13 protein-coding genes are annotated in these 17,036 nt (G+C 65.3%); 10 read left to right on the forward strand and 3 right to left on the reverse strand.

The window, feature by feature from the left end:
• Window positions 1–126: 126 nt before the first annotated feature.
• The 10 genes from cysD to rfbA all read left to right on the forward strand — a co-directional run bounded on the left by cysD (window position 127) and on the right by rfbA (window position 12,741).
• Window positions 127–1,032: a sulfate adenylyltransferase subunit CysD gene (gene cysD, locus ACWPN5_RS31400; RefSeq protein ID WP_145689778.1), complete on the forward strand. Its 906-nt coding sequence runs from the start codon at window positions 127–129 to the stop codon at window positions 1,030–1,032.
• Complete coding sequence (gene cysC, locus ACWPN5_RS31405) at window positions 1,032–2,924, forward strand: adenylyl-sulfate kinase (protein ID WP_492299489.1); 1,893 nt, start codon at window positions 1,032–1,034, stop codon at window positions 2,922–2,924. Before cysD ends, cysC begins: the two co-directional genes overlap by 1 nt.
• Window positions 2,925–3,071: 147 nt before the next feature.
• Window positions 3,072–4,031 (forward strand): UDP-glucuronic acid decarboxylase family protein, encoded by a 960-nt coding sequence (locus tag ACWPN5_RS31410; protein WP_492299490.1) that lies wholly within the window; start codon window positions 3,072–3,074, stop codon window positions 4,029–4,031.
• A 404-nt stretch (window positions 4,032–4,435) separates the two neighbouring features.
• On the forward strand, window positions 4,436–5,407 hold the full coding sequence (locus tag ACWPN5_RS31415; protein WP_425490044.1) for a replication protein RepA: 972 nt from the start codon (window positions 4,436–4,438) through the stop codon (window positions 5,405–5,407).
• 138 nt (window positions 5,408–5,545) lie between these two features.
• A complete protein-coding gene (locus ACWPN5_RS31420; protein ID WP_492299492.1) occupies window positions 5,546–6,643 on the forward strand; it encodes a glycosyltransferase family 4 protein in 1,098 nt (365 codons plus the stop codon).
• Between the two features lie 368 nt (window positions 6,644–7,011).
• The gene (locus ACWPN5_RS31425; protein ID WP_492299494.1) at window positions 7,012–9,324 is read left to right on the forward strand and encodes a glycosyltransferase family 2 protein; all 2,313 of its coding nucleotides are present in this window, start codon (window positions 7,012–7,014) and stop codon (window positions 9,322–9,324) included.
• 3 nt (window positions 9,325–9,327) lie between these two features.
• Window positions 9,328–9,879 carry a dTDP-4-dehydrorhamnose 3,5-epimerase gene (gene rfbC, locus ACWPN5_RS31430; protein WP_145689773.1) on the forward strand — a complete coding sequence of 184 codons (552 nt, stop codon included), beginning with the start codon at window positions 9,328–9,330 and terminating at the stop codon, window positions 9,877–9,879.
• 19 nt (window positions 9,880–9,898) lie between these two features.
• Complete coding sequence (rfbB, locus tag ACWPN5_RS31435; protein WP_145689772.1) at window positions 9,899–10,954, forward strand: dTDP-glucose 4,6-dehydratase; 1,056 nt, start codon at window positions 9,899–9,901, stop codon at window positions 10,952–10,954.
• Window positions 10,951–11,850, forward strand: coding sequence for a dTDP-4-dehydrorhamnose reductase (gene rfbD, locus ACWPN5_RS31440; protein ID WP_145689771.1), 900 nt, complete (start codon window positions 10,951–10,953; stop codon window positions 11,848–11,850). The genes rfbB and rfbD overlap by 4 nt, the downstream gene beginning before the upstream one ends.
• A 27-nt stretch (window positions 11,851–11,877) precedes the next feature.
• Entirely contained in the window at window positions 11,878–12,741 is an 864-nt protein-coding gene (gene rfbA / locus ACWPN5_RS31445; RefSeq protein WP_492299496.1) for a glucose-1-phosphate thymidylyltransferase RfbA, read from the forward strand.
• Window positions 12,742–12,759: 18 nt separating this feature from the next.
• Here the strand turns inward: rfbA and ACWPN5_RS31450 are convergent, their stop codons facing one another.
• The 3 genes from ACWPN5_RS31450 to ACWPN5_RS31460 all read right to left on the reverse strand — a co-directional run bounded on the left by ACWPN5_RS31450 (window position 12,760) and on the right by ACWPN5_RS31460 (window position 16,986).
• A complete protein-coding gene (locus ACWPN5_RS31450; protein WP_145689769.1) occupies window positions 12,760–13,296 on the reverse strand; it encodes a D-glycero-alpha-D-manno-heptose-1,7-bisphosphate 7-phosphatase in 537 nt (178 codons plus the stop codon).
• A gap of 132 nt (window positions 13,297–13,428) precedes the next feature.
• Window positions 13,429–15,891, reverse strand: a complete 2,463-nt coding sequence (locus ACWPN5_RS31455) for a glycosyltransferase family protein (RefSeq protein ID WP_200477210.1) — start codon at window positions 15,889–15,891, stop codon at window positions 13,429–13,431.
• Between the two features lie 48 nt (window positions 15,892–15,939).
• Window positions 15,940–16,986 (reverse strand): acyltransferase family protein, encoded by a 1,047-nt coding sequence (locus ACWPN5_RS31460; RefSeq protein ID WP_492299498.1) that lies wholly within the window; start codon window positions 16,984–16,986, stop codon window positions 15,940–15,942.
• Window positions 16,987–17,036: the final 50 nt, after the last annotated feature.

Consider the following 17,036-nt stretch of genomic DNA (forward strand, 5'->3'; position numbering starts at 1 on the left):
CTCACGTTGCGGTAAGCCCGGCAACAGCCCGTCTTGGTTGTTCATCCGGCCTCGTCTTCCGTCTGTTCGGGCCACCCGCCTGTTCGGACCGTCTGTTTTCAGGCCATATGTTTGTTTAGGAATCCAATGCCGAACCTGCCGGATGACTTGCGACTGCTCGAAGCGGAATCGATCGCCATTTTGCGCGAGGTCGCGGCGGCCTTCGCCCGGCCGGTCCTGCTCTACTCCATCGGCAAGGACAGCGGCGTCCTGCTGCATCTGGCGCGCAAGGCCTTCCATCCCGGACGGGTGCCCTTTCCGCTGCTCCACGTCGACACCGGCTGGAAGTTCCGCGACATGATCGCCTTCCGCGACGAGACGGCGCGCCGGCTGGAGCTGGACCTGATCGTCCACATGAACCAGGAGGGCGTCGCACGCGGGATCGACCCGATCCACTCCGGCTCCGCCGTCCACACCCGCGTCATGAAGACGGAGGCGCTGCGCCAGGCGCTCGACCGGTATGGTTTCGACGCGGCCATCGGCGGGGCGCGGCGCGACGAGGAGAAGAGCCGCGCCAAGGAGCGCGTCTTCTCCGTCCGCACCGCCAGCCACAGCTGGGACCCGCGCGACCAGCGGCCGGAGCCGTGGCGCCTCTGGAACACGCGCATCCGGCCGGGGGAGTCGGTCCGCGTCTTTCCGCTGTCCAACTGGACCGAGATGGACGTCTGGCGCTACGTGGCGGCGGAGGGGCTGCCGGTGGTGCCGCTCTACTTCGCGGCGGAGCGCCCGGTCGTCCATCGCGCCGGCACCCTGATCATGGTGGACGACGACCGCCTGCCGCTGAACCCCGGCGAGACGCCGGAGATGCGCCGGGTCCGCTTCCGCACGCTCGGCTGCTACCCGCTGAGCGGGGCCATCGAGTCCGGCGCCACGACGGTGGAGGACATCATCGCGGAGATGCGGGCGTCGCGGACCTCCGAACGGCAGGGACGCCTGATCGACGGCGATGAGCCGGCCTCCATGGAGCGCAAGAAGCGCGAGGGCTATTTCTGATGAACGCCGGCACGAACCCCATGCCCCTTCCCACACGGGGGCTGCTGCGCTTCCTGACCTGCGGGTCGGTGGACGACGGCAAGTCGACTCTGATCGGCCGGCTTCTGCACGACGCCGGGCTGGTGCCCGACGACCAGCTGGCGCAGATGCTGCGCGACAGCCGCGGCCGCACCGACGAGGAGGGCGGGATCGACTTCTCGCTGCTGGTGGACGGGCTGGAGGCCGAGCGCGAGCAGGGCATCACCATCGACGTCGCCCACCGCTTCTTCGCCACCGACCGGCGCAGCTTCATCGTCGCCGACGCGCCGGGGCACGAGCAGTACACCCGCAACATGGCCACCGCCGCCTCCACCGCCGCCCTCGCGGTGCTGCTGGTCGACGCGCGCAAGGGCCTGCTGACGCAGACGCGCCGCCACGCCATCGTCTGCTCCCTGATGGGCATCCGCCACGTGGTGCTGGCGGTCAACAAGATGGATCTGGCCGGCTGCGACGAGTCGGTCTTCACCGCCATCGCGCAGGACTTCGCGGCCTTCGCCGCCCCGCTCGGCTTCGCCACGGTGACGGCGATCCCCCTGTCGGCCCGGCGCGGCGACAACGTCGTCCACCGCTCCGCCGCCATGGACTGGTATCGGGGCCCCGCCCTGCTGGAGCATCTGGAGACGGCGGCCGTGGAGGACGGGGACGCGCTCGCCGGGCCACTGCGCTTCCTGGTGGAGTGGGTGAACCGTCCGAACGCGGACTTCCGCGGTCTGTCCGGAACCCTGCTGTCGGGCCGGCTGGCGCCGGGCGACGCGGTGACGGTGTGGCCGTCGGGGCGGCGCGCGCGGGTTGCCCGCGTCGTCACCTTCGACGGCGACCGGCCGCTCGCGCGGGCCGGCGACGCGGTGACCGTGACGCTGGAGGAGGCGGTGGACGCCGCGCGCGGCGACCTGCTGGCCGGCCCGGAGGAGGATGCGGGCGCGACGCCGGAGGTGGCCGACCAGTTCGCCGCGCACCTGCTGTGGATGGCCGAGGAGCCGCTGATCCCCGGCCGCTCCTACCTGCTGCGGATCGGCGCGCGCTGGATGCCGGCGACGGTCACCGCGCTGCGCCACGCGGTGAATGTGGAAACGCTGGAACACACCGCCGCCGCGACGCTGGTCATGAACGCGGTCGGCCTGTGCAACCTGTCCACGGCGGCGCCCCTGGCCTTCGACGCCTACGCGGCCAACCGCCACACCGGCTCCTTCATCCTGGTGGACCGCTTCTCCAACCGGACCGTCGGCGCCGGGATGATCCTGCACCCGCTGCGCCGCGCCGCCAACCTGCACCGCCAGGAGCTGGCCGTCTCGGCGGCGGAGCGTGCCGCAGCCAAGGGGCAGCGCCCGGCGGTCCTGTGGTTCACCGGCCTGTCGGGGGCCGGCAAGTCGACCGTCGCCAACCGGCTGGAGCGGCAGCTGCACGCGCTCGGCCACCACACCATGATGCTGGACGGCGACAACGTCCGGCTGGGGCTCAACCGCGACCTCGGCTTCACCGACGCCGACCGGGTCGAGAACATCCGGCGCGTGGGGGAAGTGGCGAAGCTGATGGCGGAGGCCGGGCTGATCGTGCTCTGCGCCTTCATCGCCCCCTTCCGGGCCGAGCGGGAGGCCCTGCGCGCCCTGTTCCCGGAGGGCCTGTTCCTGGAGGTGTTCGTGGACACGCCGCTGGAGGAGTGCATGCGGCGCGACCCCAAGGGGCTCTATGCCAAGGCCCAATCCGGGAGCCTGCGCAACTTCACCGGCGTCGACTCTCCCTACGAGCGGCCGGACGCGCCGGACCTGCGGCTCGACACCACGGCGGAGGACGCCGACGCCCTCGCAGCGCGGGTGGTGGAGGATCTGCGCGCCCGGGGCATCCTCGGCACCTGAACCGAACCGTCTCCACCGGAGCGCCGCGCCCGACCCGTGGCGCGGCGCCACCCCGCCCCCCAAATCTCTGGACATCCGGCCGCCGGCACGCGCATTCCTCGCCTTGGGGGCGGGCCGCCCCGGAAAAACGTCACCCAGGGGGACAGCATGGCCGGAATCCGCAGCTACAATCGACGCGTCCTGGTGACCGGCGGCGCCGGCTTCCTCGGTTCGCACCTGTGCGAACGCCTCCTTGCCCGCGGCGACGAGGTGGTGTGCGTGGACAACTACTTCACCGGCTCGCGCACCAACATCGCCCACCTGCTGGGCAACCCGCGCTTCGAAGCGATCCGGCACGACGTCACCTTTCCGCTCTATGTGGAGGTGGACGAGATCTACAACCTCGCCTGCCCCGCCTCGCCGGTCCATTACCAGCACGACCCGGTGCAGACGACCAAGACCAGCGTGCACGGCGCCATCAACATGCTGGGGCTGGCCAAGCGGCTGGACGCCCGCATCCTCCAGGCCTCGACCAGCGAGGTCTACGGCGACCCCGCCGTCCACCCGCAGCCGGAGGAGTATTGGGGCAACGTCAACCCCATCGGCCCGCGGTCCTGCTACGACGAAGGCAAGCGCTGCGCCGAGACGCTGTTCTTCGACTACCACCGCCAGCACCAGCTGGCGATCAAGGTGATGCGCATCTTCAACACCTACGGGCCGCGGATGCATCCCAACGACGGCCGCGTCGTCTCCAACTTCATCATGCAGGCGCTGCGCGGCGAGCCGATCACCGTCTACGGCGACGGCACGCAGACCCGGTCCTTCTGCTACGTCGACGACCTGATCGACGGCATGATGCGGCTGATGGATTCCGACCCCGCCATCACCGGCCCGATCAACATCGGCAACCCCGGCGAATTCACCATGCTGGAACTGGCCGTGCGGGTGATCGCGCTGACCGGCTCGCGCTCGACCGTGGAGCATCGTCCGCTGCCCCAGGACGACCCCCGGCAGCGCCGCCCGGACATCGGCAAGGCCAAGACCCTGCTGGGCTGGGAACCGGCGGTCCCGCTGCCCGAGGGGCTGGCCCGCACGATCGACGATTTCCGCCGCCGCTTCTTCTCCTGAAGCCGGCCACGGGCTCCTGCGAAGTTGGAGTCTTGTCGCGCCCCCCGGTCCCATGGACGCCGGCCGGGGGGCCGATCGTGCCGGATTCCCCGTCGCCACCCGCTCAAACCGAGAACGGCGAGTCGCACGGCGAATCGCCATCACGCCCGATTCGCCACAAAACCGCGATTCGCAAGGCTAGACCTGGAGTTTTGTCGCATCGACCCAAGCTTCCACAGGTGGAATGGGTTATCCCCTGGAGTGTTGTCGCGGGATTCCTGGAGTCTTGTCGCGCGACTCGCGATTCTCTACTGGAGTCTTGTCGCTCAAACAAATAGGTAAATCTAGTAACCTTACAAATAGTCTGCGCGACAAGATTCCAAATTGCCGCCACCAACCCGTCGTGTTATGGATCGAAACCTAAGTTGACCTGGAACAAACGGCGAGAACAGCGCGCTATGGGCCAGTTGCATCGCCTGATCAGTCAGGTGGGCCGCGAGCAGGCGAAAGCACTCCAGAGCGATCCGGATCAGCGCTCGCTGGTCGACATCGCTGCGGCGGTCTTGGAGGAGGAACGGCAAGAGCTTGGCATTACCTATTCAGGTTTTGCCTTGACCGCTCTTCCGCATCGCCGTCTGCCCGACGATCAGCCCTGGGAGCGGCGCGGTCACCGCATTCGTCTGTTGATCGAGCCCGGTCGACTGCCCGTGCGTGGCGGTGGCTTCAAGCTCTACGGCGTTCCTTACGGAAGCCGCGCGCGCATGATCCTGCTCTATCTGCAAACCCGGGCTCTCCAGACCGACAGCCGCGAGGTCGAGCTGGGCCGCAGCATGCACGACTGGCTGGACCGCATGGGCCTGTCCGTGGGCGGCCAGACCTACCGCGACATCCGGGAGCAGGCCTCGCGCATCGCCGCCTGCAACCTGACCTTCGCCTGGGAAGATGCCAACAGCCTGGGGTTCGAGAAGGATTCGATCGTCAAGGGCGGCATCCATTTCTCATCCGAGCACAACTCCCCGCAAGGCACGCTGTGGGAAGACCGCGTCCTGCTCTCCGAAGCCTTCTTCCGCGAACTGAAAGCGCACCCGGTGCCCATTTGGGAACCGGCGCTGCGCCACATCCAGAACAACAGCACGAGCATCGACATCTACATCTGGCTGGCCTACCGGCTGCACAGCCTGAACAAGTCAACCACGATCACCTGGCCGGCGGTTTTCGAACAGTTCGGCGCCGGTTACGCGCGGTTACGCGATTTCAGGAAACGCTTCATCGAGGCCTTGCAGCTTGCGCTCGCGGTCTATCCCGACGCCCGGGTCGACGTGGAGGAGCACGGCCTGCTCCTGCACCCGTCACCGCCGCCGATTCCCGAACGGAACATGGCTCAGCTGATGCGATGACCCAACGGTCCCAGGCCACCCGGGGCCTCGCGACAAGACTCCAAACGCCCCGGCGGACCGGAGAGCGGCCAAAGGCGGAGGGCACGGCTTTCTTCGCGACAACATTCCAGGTGCAGCGCGCTTCCTGGTCCTCCTGTGATGCTCGCTGACGCCGCCCCCGGACCATCGGTCCTCCTGCTGAGCCGCTACGAGCGGTTGGGCGCCAGCAGCCGGCTGCGTTTCCTCGCCTACCTCCCGGCCTTGCGGGCCGCAGGCCTCCGGGTGACCGAGGCACCGTTGCTCGACGACGAGTATTTGCGGGCGCTCTATACCGGCCGACGGATCGACCGGTCGCGCATCGCCAAGGCCTACGTGCAGCGCCTTGCCGCATTGCGGTCGGCACGGCGTCACGATCTCGTCTGGTTGGAGAAGGAGGCCCTGCCCTGGTTACCGGCACGCGTCGAAGCGGCGGCGGGGCTCGGCGCGGTTCCCTATGTCATGGACATCGACGACGCCTGGTTCGAGCGCTATGGCCGCCACCGGCTGGCGTCGGTGCGCGCCCTGCTCGGGACGAAGTTCGCGACGCTCGCGCGCAACGCCCGGATCGTGCTCGCCGGAAACCCCTATCTGGCCGACTGGGCGGCCGGCGCCGGCGCCCGCGACGTCCGCATCCAGCCGACCGTCGTCGAGCTGGGGCATTATGCCGCGCTCCCCGTTTCGGAGCGGAAGCCCGGCGATCCGGCAACGGTCGGCTGGATCGGCTCGCCCTCCACGGCGCACTATCTCGCCCCCATTGGCGGCGCGCTCGCCCGGCTCGGCCCGGCGGTGCGGCTGAGGGTGGTCGGGGCGGCCGGCCTCGACCTTCCCGTGCCCGCGACCTTCGTTCCCTGGCGTGAGGAAAGCGAGGCCGAGGAACTGGCCCGCTTCGACATCGGCGTCATGCCGCTCCCCGACGAACCTTGGGAGCGCGGCAAGTGCGGCTACAAGCTGATCCAATACATGGCAGCCGCCCGGCCGGTCGTCGCCTCGCCGGTCGGCGTCAACACCACGCTGGTGCAGGATGGTGTGAACGGCTTCCTTGCGGAAGGCCCGGAGGCCTGGGCCCAGGCGCTCGGCCGGCTGGCCGCCGACCCGGACCTGCGCGCCCGCATGGGAGCGGCCGGGCGCCGCATGGTGGAGGAGCGTTACAACCTCGCCGTCGCCACACCGCCGCTCGTGCAGGCTCTGCGCGAGGCGGTCCGTCCGGCGGCGCCCTGACGGCCGAACCCGGCCCATCCGTGGAAGCGTCTGTATGGGCACGGATTTTTCAAGACGCGGCCCAAACAATGTTCAAGGCATCCGGCTTGCGTTCGTTCAATGGCCCGCGTATGCCTGTCGCTGGCCGCACAGGGCGACAGGGCCTGCCAATCGCAACAGTCACTCGGGTTTGACAGCGTGCTGCCGCATAAGAGATACGAAATCGTCAGGTCCTGGACAGCCATCCTCTTCAAAACGGTCGAAGGGCGGATGGCCGTGGATGCAGGCTTGGCGGAACAAAGGCGATTGTGGACTCTTCTATGAAGGACCTGGGTTCCTATAGGTTGCGTCGTCTGCGCCGACCGGTCAGGCTCCTTTCCCCGCAGTCCATGACGTCGACCCTCGGGGCGACTCTGGGCGCGGCCCTGACGCGCGTTCTGGGCGCCGGCAAGGGCGCCGGCCGCTTCTACCGGTACCGGCTGCACCGGATGACGCTGGAGCCGCTGCACGACCTCAAGGCGGATCCGGCGGGCGGATACGAGAGCATCGGCGGCGACCCGGCCTTCCTGCTGCGCTCCGACCGTGGCCGCGCCCCCCGCGACTGGTGCGTGATCTCCTACACGGTGCGCCGCGCGTCGGCCCCGGTCACCCCGGTGCTGTATGTGGACGAGGGTGACGGTTTTACCGACCGATCCGTGATCCGCCTGCCGGTGGACACCACCGGCACGATCCGCCAACTGGTCTGCCTGCCGCAGGGCACCAGGGCCCTGCGCTTCGATCCGGCGACCCGGCCGCTGTCCTTCGACATCGCGGATTTCACGATCTGCGAGATCGGCAAGGGCAACCTCGTGCTCGACCATATGCGGCGCCACCGGCCGCTTCCCGTCCTGATGCACCTGTGGCGCCACGGCTGGACCGCGACCAAGCAGCGCGTGCTCCAGGAGATGCAGCCGGGCAAGACCGCCGATTACGAAACCTGGATCAGGCTGTACGACGCGCTGGTGCCCGAGGAGCTTGCGGCGATCCGGGCCGACGTGGCACGGCTGGCGTGGCGTCCCCTGATCTCCGTCGTCATGCCGGTCCACGACACGCCGGAATCCTTCCTGCGCGAGGCCTTGGAGTCCGTGCTGGAGCAGCTTTATCCCGACTGGGAACTGTGCATCGCCGACGACGCCTCGACCGCGCCGCACGTCCCGGCGCTGCTCGCCGAGTACCAGGCGAGGGACCATCGCATCAAGGTGGTCCGGCGCGCGCGGAACGGCCACATCTCGGCCGCCAGCAACAGCGCGCTGGAACTGGCGACCGGCGAATTCGTCGCCCTGATGGACCATGACGACCGGCTGACGCCGCACGCGCTCTACATGATCGCGGCCGAGCTGAACCGGCATCCCGACGCCGACATCCTCTATTCCGACGAGGACAAGATCGACGCCAGGGGGCGGCGCCACGACCCGTACTTCAAGTCGGACTTCAACCTCGATCTGCTGCACGGCCAGAACATGATCAACCATCTCGGCGTGTTCCGCCGCTCGGTGGTCGAGCGGATCGGTGGATTCCGCGAGGGGTTCGAGGGCAGCCAGGACTACGACCTGACCCTGCGGGCGGTCGAAGCCACCGTCCCGGAGCGCATCCGCCACATCCCGGCGGTCCTCTACCATTGGCGGGTCTTTCCGGAATCCACGGCCTTTTCCATGGTCGATCTGCCGCGGGCCACCGCGGCGGCGCACCGGGCGCTGACCGAGCATTTCCAGCGGCGCGGCGTCCAGGCCAGCGTGGAGGTCTCGCCCTCCACCCACCGCTTCACCCGCATCCGCTACGCCCTGCCCGACCCGCCGCCCCGCGTGTCGCTGATCGTGCCGACGCGCGACAAGGTCGGGTTGCTGAAGGGCTGCGTCGACGGGCTGCTGCAGCGCACCGACTACCCCGACCTCGAAGTCATCATCGTCGACAACAACAGCGAAGAGGCGAAGACCTTCGCCTATTTCGACACGCTGAAGGACGAGCCGCGGGTCCGGATCCTGCGCTGCGAGGCGCCCTTCAACTATTCCGCCATCAACAATTTCGCGGTGGCGCGGGCGACGGGGCCGGTGATCGGCCTGATCAACAACGACATCGAGGTGATCGGGCCGGACTGGCTGACGGAAATGGTCGGCCACGCGCTTCGCCCCGAGGTGGGAGCCGTCGGCGCCAAGCTCTACTACGCCGACGGCACGATCCAGCACGCCGGCGTCATCACCGGCATCGGCGGCGTGGCGGGCCATGGGCACAAGGGGCTGCCACGCGACGCCCACGGCTATTTCAGCCGGGCGCAGCTGACCCAGAACCTGTCCAGCGTCACCGCCGCCTGCATGGTCATGCGCAAGGCGGTGTTCGACGAGGTCGGCGGTCTGGATGACAAGAACCTGGCGGTCGCCTTCAACGACGTCGATTTCTGCCTGCGCCTCCGCGAGGCCGGCTATCTGGTCGTCTGGACGCCCTTCGCCGAACTGTATCATCTGGAATCCGCCTCGCGCGGGCCGGACACGGCCCCGGACAAGGTCCAGCGGTTCAACGCCGAAGCCGCCTACATGAGCCGGCGCTGGGGGGACCGGATGGCCCGCGACCCCTACTACAACCCCAACCTGACCTTGGATTCCGAGGATCTCGGGTTGGCCTTTCCTCCGCGTGTCACGAAGCCCTGGTTCGACAAGGAAAGCACCTGACCCATGGACGTCATCTCTCTTGCCATTCCCGACGTGAAAATCATCCGCCCCAAGAAGTTCGGCGACTCCCGCGGCTTCTTCTCGGAAACCTACAGCAAGAAGGCGTTCGAGGCGGCCGGGCTGCATTACGATTTCGTGCAGGACAATCAGTCCCTGTCGGCCGAGGTGGGCACGGTGCGGGGCCTGCATTTCCAGCTGGCGCCCTTCGCGCAGGACAAGCTGGTGCGCGTGGTGAAGGGTGCGATCCTGGACGTCGCGGTGGACATCCGGAAGGGCTCGCCGACTTACGGGCAGCATGTCAGCGCCGTCATCAGCGCCGAGGAATGGAACCAGATCCTGGTCCCCATCGGCTTCGCGCACGGATTCTGCACGCTGGAACCGGACACGGAAGTCATATACAAAGTGACGAATTTCTACTCGGCCGAGCATGACCGCGGCCTTCTGTGGAACGATCCGGATCTGGGGATCGACTGGCCCGTCGCGGCCGACAAGGCCCTGCTTTCGGACAAGGACCGCAAGCAACCCCGCCTCGCCGACCTCGGCGACTGGTTCTGACAGGATAACAGGTGCCTCAATGAAGAAGATCATTGTCACGGGGGGAGCCGGTTTCATCGGCTCCGCCGTCGTCCGTCAGCTCCTGGCCGAAACCGACGCCTCCGTCGTCAACCTCGACAAGCTGACCTACGCGGCCAACCTGTCCTCGCTGCCGGGCGCGGCCGAAAATCCCCGCTACGCGTTCGAGAAGGTCGACATCTGTGACGGTGACGAGCTGCGCCGGGTCTTCGCGGAGCACCAGCCGGACGCCGTCATGCATCTGGCCGCGGAGTCCCATGTGGACCGCTCCATCGACGGGCCGGGCGAGTTCATCCAGACCAACGTGGTCGGCACCTTCCGCCTGCTGGAGGCGGCGCGCGGCTACTGGACGTCGCTGCCGGCGGAGAAGCGCGCGGCCTTCCGCTTCCACCACATTTCCACCGACGAGGTCTTCGGCACGCTGGGCGACGACGGCTTCTTCACCGAGACGACCTCCTACAGCCCGAACTCGCCCTACTCGGCCAGCAAGGCGTCGAGCGACCATCTGGTGCGGGCGTGGCACGAGACCTACGGGCTGCCCGTGGTCCTGACCAACTGCTCGAACAACTACGGCCCTTACCATTTCCCGGAAAAGCTGATCCCGCTGATGATCCTGAAGGGTCTGAAGGGGGAGCCGCTGCCGGTCTACGGCAAGGGCGACAACATCCGTGACTGGCTCTACGTCGAAGACCACGCCCGCGCCCTGCGGCTGGTGCTGGACAAAGGTGTGATCGGCGAAAGCTACAACATCGGCGGCTACAACGAGCGCACCAACCTGGACGTGGTGCGGACGCTGTGCGCGCTCTTGGACGAGCTGGCCCCGGCCGGCGCGCCGCACGACCGGCTGATCACCTTCGTCGCCGACCGGCCGGGCCACGACAAGCGCTACGCCATCGATGCCTCCAAGATCACCCGCGAGCTGGGCTGGACGCCGCAGGAGACCTTCGAGACCGGCCTGCGCAAGACCGTGGAGTGGTACCTGGAGAACCGGTCCTGGTGGGAAGCCATCCTGAACGGCTCCTACCGCGGCGAGCGGCTGGGGCTCGACGCGGCATGAAGATCCTCATCCTCGGCACCAGCGGGCAGGTCGGCACCGAACTGATGCGCGCCGCCTGGCCGCAGGGCACCGACCTGGTCGGGCTGGCCCGGCCGGACGTCGACATGGCCCGGCCGGAGACGGTGGAGGCGGCGATGGCCGCCCACGCCCCCGACCTCGTCGTCAACGCCACCGCCTACACCGCCGTGGACAAGGCCGAGGGCGACCGCGAGGCGGCCTTCGCCGTCAACCGCGACGGCCCGGCCCGGCTGGCGGCGGCCTGCGCCGCGCGCGGCGTGCCGCTGGTCCACATCTCCACCGACTATGTGTTCGACGGCACCAAGCCGGCCCCCTACACAGAGGACGACCCGGTCGCCCCGCTCGGCGCCTACGGCGCCAGCAAGGAGGCCGGCGAGGCGGCGGTGCGCGCCGCGCTGCCGCATCATGTCATCCTGCGCACCTCCTGGGTCTACGCCGCGCACGGGGCCAACTTCGTCAAGACCATGCTGCGCTTCGGGCGTGAGCGGGAGGAGATGCGCGTGGTCGCCGACCAGCACGGCGCGCCGACGGCCGCCGCGGACATTGCCACCGCCATCGTGGCCATCGCCGTGCGGATCGCCGCGGCGAAGGACACAGGACGCGACGTTCCCTGGGGCACCTACCACTTCACCGGAACGGGCGAGACGACCTGGCACGGCTTCGCCGAGCGCGTTTTCCAGCGGCTGGAGGCGGCCACCGGCCGGCGTCCGCGCCTGCTGGCCATCACCACGGCGGACTATCCCACCCCCGCCCGTCGCCCGGCCAATTCGCGGCTGGACTGCGGCCGGATCCGGACCGCGTTCGGCATCGAGGCCCCGCGCTGGGAAGACAGCCTGGACCGCGTGCTCGACGCGTTGCTTTCCCCCACCGCATCCTAGAACGACCTCACGACAGGCGGCGCGATCATGAAGGGCATCATCCTGGCCGGCGGGTCCGGCACGCGGCTTTATCCGGTGACCCGGGCGGTCAGCAAGCAGCTTCTGCCGATCTACGACAAGCCGATGATCTATTTCCCGCTCAGCACGCTGATGCTGGCGGGAATCCGCGACATCCTGGTCATCACCACGCCGCACGACCAGGCGCTGTTCCAGACCGTGCTCGGCGACGGGTCGCAGTGGGGCATCAACCTGACCTACGCGGTGCAGCCCTCGCCCGACGGCCTCGCCCAGGCCTTCATCATCGGCCGCGAGTTCGTCGGCAACGACAGCTGCGCGCTGGTGCTCGGCGACAACATCTTCTACGGCCACGGCCTGACCAGCCTGCTGCGCCAGGCGGGTGAGAACACCCAGGGCGCCCGTGTCTTCGCCTACGGCGTCCGCGACCCGGAACGCTACGGCGTGGTCGAGTTCGACGAGCAGGGCCGCGCGCTCAGCATCGAGGAGAAGCCGGTCAACCCGCGCTCCAAATGGGCGGTCACCGGGCTGTATTTCTACGACAACGACGTTCTGGACATCGCCGCAGCGGTGAAGCCCTCGGCGCGCGGCGAGCTGGAAATCACCTCGGTCAACGCCGCCTATCTGGAGGCCGGCCGCCTGTCGGTCGAGCAGATGGGCCGCGGCTACGGCTGGTTCGACACCGGCACCCACGACAGCCTGCTGGAGGCGGCCGAGTTCGTCCGCACCATCCAGCACCGGCAGGGCCTGCAGATCGCCTGCCCGGAGGAGATCGCCTTCACCTCCGGCTGGATCGACGCCGAGCAGGTGCGCCGCCTCGCCGAGCCGCTGAAGAAGAACGAGTACGGCCGCTACCTGCTGAGCCTGACGGAGTAGCGGAACGGCGCCGGCGCGTCAGCGCAGGCGGGGAATGAGGTCCGTCAGGCGGCCGATCGTCAGGGAGGCCGCCTGGTCGCCGTCTTGCGTGTCGCTCAGTTGCACCCGCAGGCCGACGCCGGCGGTGAGGGCGGCCTGCATGTCGGTCGCCTGATCGCCCAGGAACACCGACCGGGACAGATCAAGGTCCAGCCGCCGCGCCGCGTCCAGGATCATGCCGGGGTTGGGCTTGCGCCAGAAGCTATCCCGCGTGTAACGCGCGACCGGGCCTTTGGGGTGGTACGGGCAATGGAACAGCCCGGCCAGCTCCACGCCATGCTCGCGGAACGCGGCGCGCATCCACTCCGACAGCTCCAGGAAGGCAGCTTCCGTGTAATAGCCGCGGGCGATCCCGGACTGGTTGGTGACGATCACCACGCGGAAGCCGCGGTCCACGGCGTGGCGCGCCAGCTCGAAGATACCGTCCACGAAGACGAAGCGTTCCCGCTCCACGACATAACCGTGATCGACGTTCACAACGCCATCGCGGTCGAGCAACAAGGCCCGGTTCAGCATGATCTGGGTCCTCTGACCTTCTGTCGCTCCATCCATGGGTGGCATTGCAGGGCACCCTGGTCTTTCCTAGGACCGTTTCTGATTTCGGCACAAGCGGGCTGTGCCGAAACCAGCTTCAAGAAAATCAGTTGGTTACGGGACAATCGCGACGTTTTGCCAGTAAGCCCAATCCCACGAGCAATTGCCGCCGCAGTCCGTCTCAAACGTCAGTCGCCCCCCTGCCGGCAACTCGGCATCGATGGAGACACTCTGCACGCCCCGATCCGCGAGGGCGGTTGTCGGACGAAGGCAGCGCTCCCAAGCCTTTACGGAGGCTCCGTCGGGAGCGGCCATGGATATCCGGAAGCAAACACCATCGGTCGCGGTGTTGGCCTGCCAAGCCACGTCTCTGATCCCGAATTCCACGTCCACACGTTGCGCCGATGCGACGTCGAGGAACATGGAGGTGGGAGCATGCGCCAAAAGCTTCTGTTCGCTGATTTCGACAAAGGGTGCCCGCACGGAGGACGAGGACGCTAATGTCCGCAGCGTCTCGTACATGGCCAATTCCCGGCGCACGCCTTCAGCCAAAGTGGGCTGCCTCAGCCCATCGACATGCAGCGGCTGGAAATGAAAATGAATATTCGGCTTCACCCAGGGCAAAAAATTGTCTGTATCCAGACGGATGGAAACAACCTTGAGGTTCGGGAAAAGCTCTGGCATTCCAGCGGAAAGAGCTTCGAACGCAAAATTGTTCTCTATGTGTGGTGATATGATGAAACCAGATTTTGCGATGCCTGGAATAAGGCGGTATTTCTTTTCCTCTCCCCCGGCCAAGGTGACCGTCATGTCGACGGTCGGGACGCGAAATACGGTCTTAAGCAGTTTCCCAAGCAAGGTCATGTCAATGTCGACAGACATGAACAGTGCATCCGCATCCTGCGGAAGGGCAACATTTTCGGAGAAGCCGGCGCTGACGGTGTGCGCATCAGCGAGAAGCAATGGAGCAGGTATGGACCGCTTTCGCATCATCAGCATCGACGATTCGAGACGGACCGGTTCGTAGCGTTGGAGGATGTCGGGCCAAAGGGGACCCTCCGCCAAGGCGGGATGCCGATTATCAATCGAGCCGACGCTGAACAAGAGGTTGTCCGGAGCACGATCCCCAAGCAGGAAACGCCGGTTTGCTTCAATCAGCATTGGGGTGTACGTCGAGTACTCCTGGAAAATCGGCCGTGGACGATACTCATTGCCGCTTGCCAAGACCGCAGCCTGGATGGATGGCAAAACGTCGACCGTTCCCTGCAGGACAGGAATTGGCTCAGCTTTGCGAAGGGCCTCCAAGTGTCGATTGTAGTCTTCCTGCTTCTGCTCAATCCAATGGGAAGGGTTTGAGGCGAAGGCAGCAATATCGTTCAACGACTGCTTCGGCTTTGCGACGAACTGGCCATAGAGAAGTGGCCCGAATGGATAATTCTGGTCCGTGGAATACCGATAAGGTGCCACCAAGGACATCAAGAGCGCCAGCCCAAGCAGGAAGCTTGTCAACAGCCCTGCCCGCGTATTGTTGCCGAGAGAAGCGACGTACAGAGCAATCCCGCAACCGGCCGCAGCCCAAGCGATCATGCTGTGCAAGTCATGGCGAACAAAGCCAGCCTTGAACACCATAAACCAGAAAAGACCGAGACCGGCCAAAAGAGCCAGAACATCAAGCGGCCGCCCGGCCAAGCGACCGTTGCGGTATTCGATGGCTACAATGGCAAGGAATGAGATTGCTGACAAAACAAGGAAAGATACCAGTTCTGATGTGGAACCTGGCATTGCCATTGCTTCGCTGTATCCAGAAACTACTTGAAATCCGAGCGTCAAGAAATCAGCAAAATAGTGTAGATCTTGTCCAGATATGACATAGAAAAATAGAACGCTCGAGACGAATACGGGCGTGAAAACAGGAGGATTTTTCCTGAAAATGCGGTGGGCGTCGATTAGGATGACAATGGCCAAGGCCAAGGCACCAAACGAAATTTTGATCAATGCTGACAGGCCAGCCGCAACAGTGAACAGAACAAGGCGCCACGTTGGGACGGCTGTAGGAAGTCGAAAATATCCGGTCAGAATGAACAGAGGGAATGCAAAATAGAAGCTGTCTTCGAGAAGGGCAAATGCTCCTAAGATCAATGCTGCGCTAGTTATTATTGCGCGCACGAAATTCATGTTGGCAATAAGGCCGACGGCTCCAATGCCAAATACGATAGAGAGTGCGGCGCTTATCGAAACAACAGAGCCCCAAAGATTGCTCTGGAAGGTATGAGAGTAAAGATATCCATAAGGGCCAAAAGTAAAAATAACATCTCTTCCCCATTGCCATCCCTCTACAGCCGCTTTGGCGATTACGGCATTCCAGGACGGATCTAGGCCAGATTGAGGCATCTGTAGTCTGAAAGGCGATGAAATTAGAAAAATGATAGAAATAAGGGCGGCTGATGCCACGATCTTGCTGATTTTAGGCTCGGATGACTTGTTCATTTTTCTTTCAACCATACCCATATGCCCAGAAGGCATATCATTCAATTTGGCTCTCGAATGCCCAACGGTGCGTGAAACATCGTCTTGCATGGTGAGGGCCTGGGATTGTTCGGTGTTACGTCGCGGCGACACCGACGTTCAAAGCGTCACTGGTTTCTTGTCCGCCACCGGGGCATCGACCAGCTTTTTTCGGGCGTCGATCAGTCGTTTCAGGCGTTGGTAGAGCGTGAACTCACAAGAACCAAAGAAGATGCCACCCGCCAAGGCCATCAGAAGACCGGTCAGATAAATACCGAGGCCGTGCTGCCCGGAACCGGCATAGACACATCCCAAGATGGTCACGTGCATCAGGTAAAGGCCATAAGATGCGTTGCCCCAACGCACCAGGGGATGGTCCGCAGCGAAGCGCTCGCTGAACCGGGGGTCCGAGGCGCCAAGCACGATAAGGGATGCGCCAGCCACGACGAAAAGTTCCCGCATCAAGGGCCAGGTGATGATCAGGTCCCCGAGAAGCAGAACAATGCCGAGAATGAAGAAGTCACGGAATCGGCCGACTCCCGTTCCCTTCAGGTGCCAGCAGAAGTAGCCTGCAATAAAACCCAGGTTGTACTGTGAAAGCAGGATTTGGGACGCGTCCGGCAACAGATGGGTGGACTCGCCGCCGAAGGCCATGATGACCACCATCCAGGCCAGCATCACGCCGATTCGCACAGCCGGATAGCGCAGTGCGATGAGAAGCGCGATCACCGCGTAGAAGGCGATTTCATAGACCAAGGACCATTCGACGCCCAGGGGATAGCCGATCTCTCCAAACGGCAGCAAGGAAACCGATTTGAAGGAGATGAGCTGCATGGGGTACGAGCCGAACACCGCTGTCTTGGCGGCGACGGCGATCACGATGGCGGCGATGTATCCGAAGTAAATGCGCAGAGCGCGGTGCCATAGGAATTTGCCGATGGATAGTCTTTCGGCCGACATCGCCATGATGAAACCCGAAATCACGAAGAATATCGCGACCCCCCGCGATAGGAGTCCGGGATCGAAGTAATCATGGAATTTTATGGGTGTTCCGCTCAGATTGTCATAATAAATGAAACTGTGATAAATGGTGACCATCGACGCGGCAACAAAACGGAGAACCTGAATTCCGTTGTATTGATGCTTGGGTGGGTTGTTCGGACTCAATTCTTCACTCCCGCGTCAAAAAACCGAATGGCTGTCAGCATGGCCCTTGA

The sequence above is a fragment of the Azospirillum sp. UENF 211521 genome, from assembly GCF_058780535.1.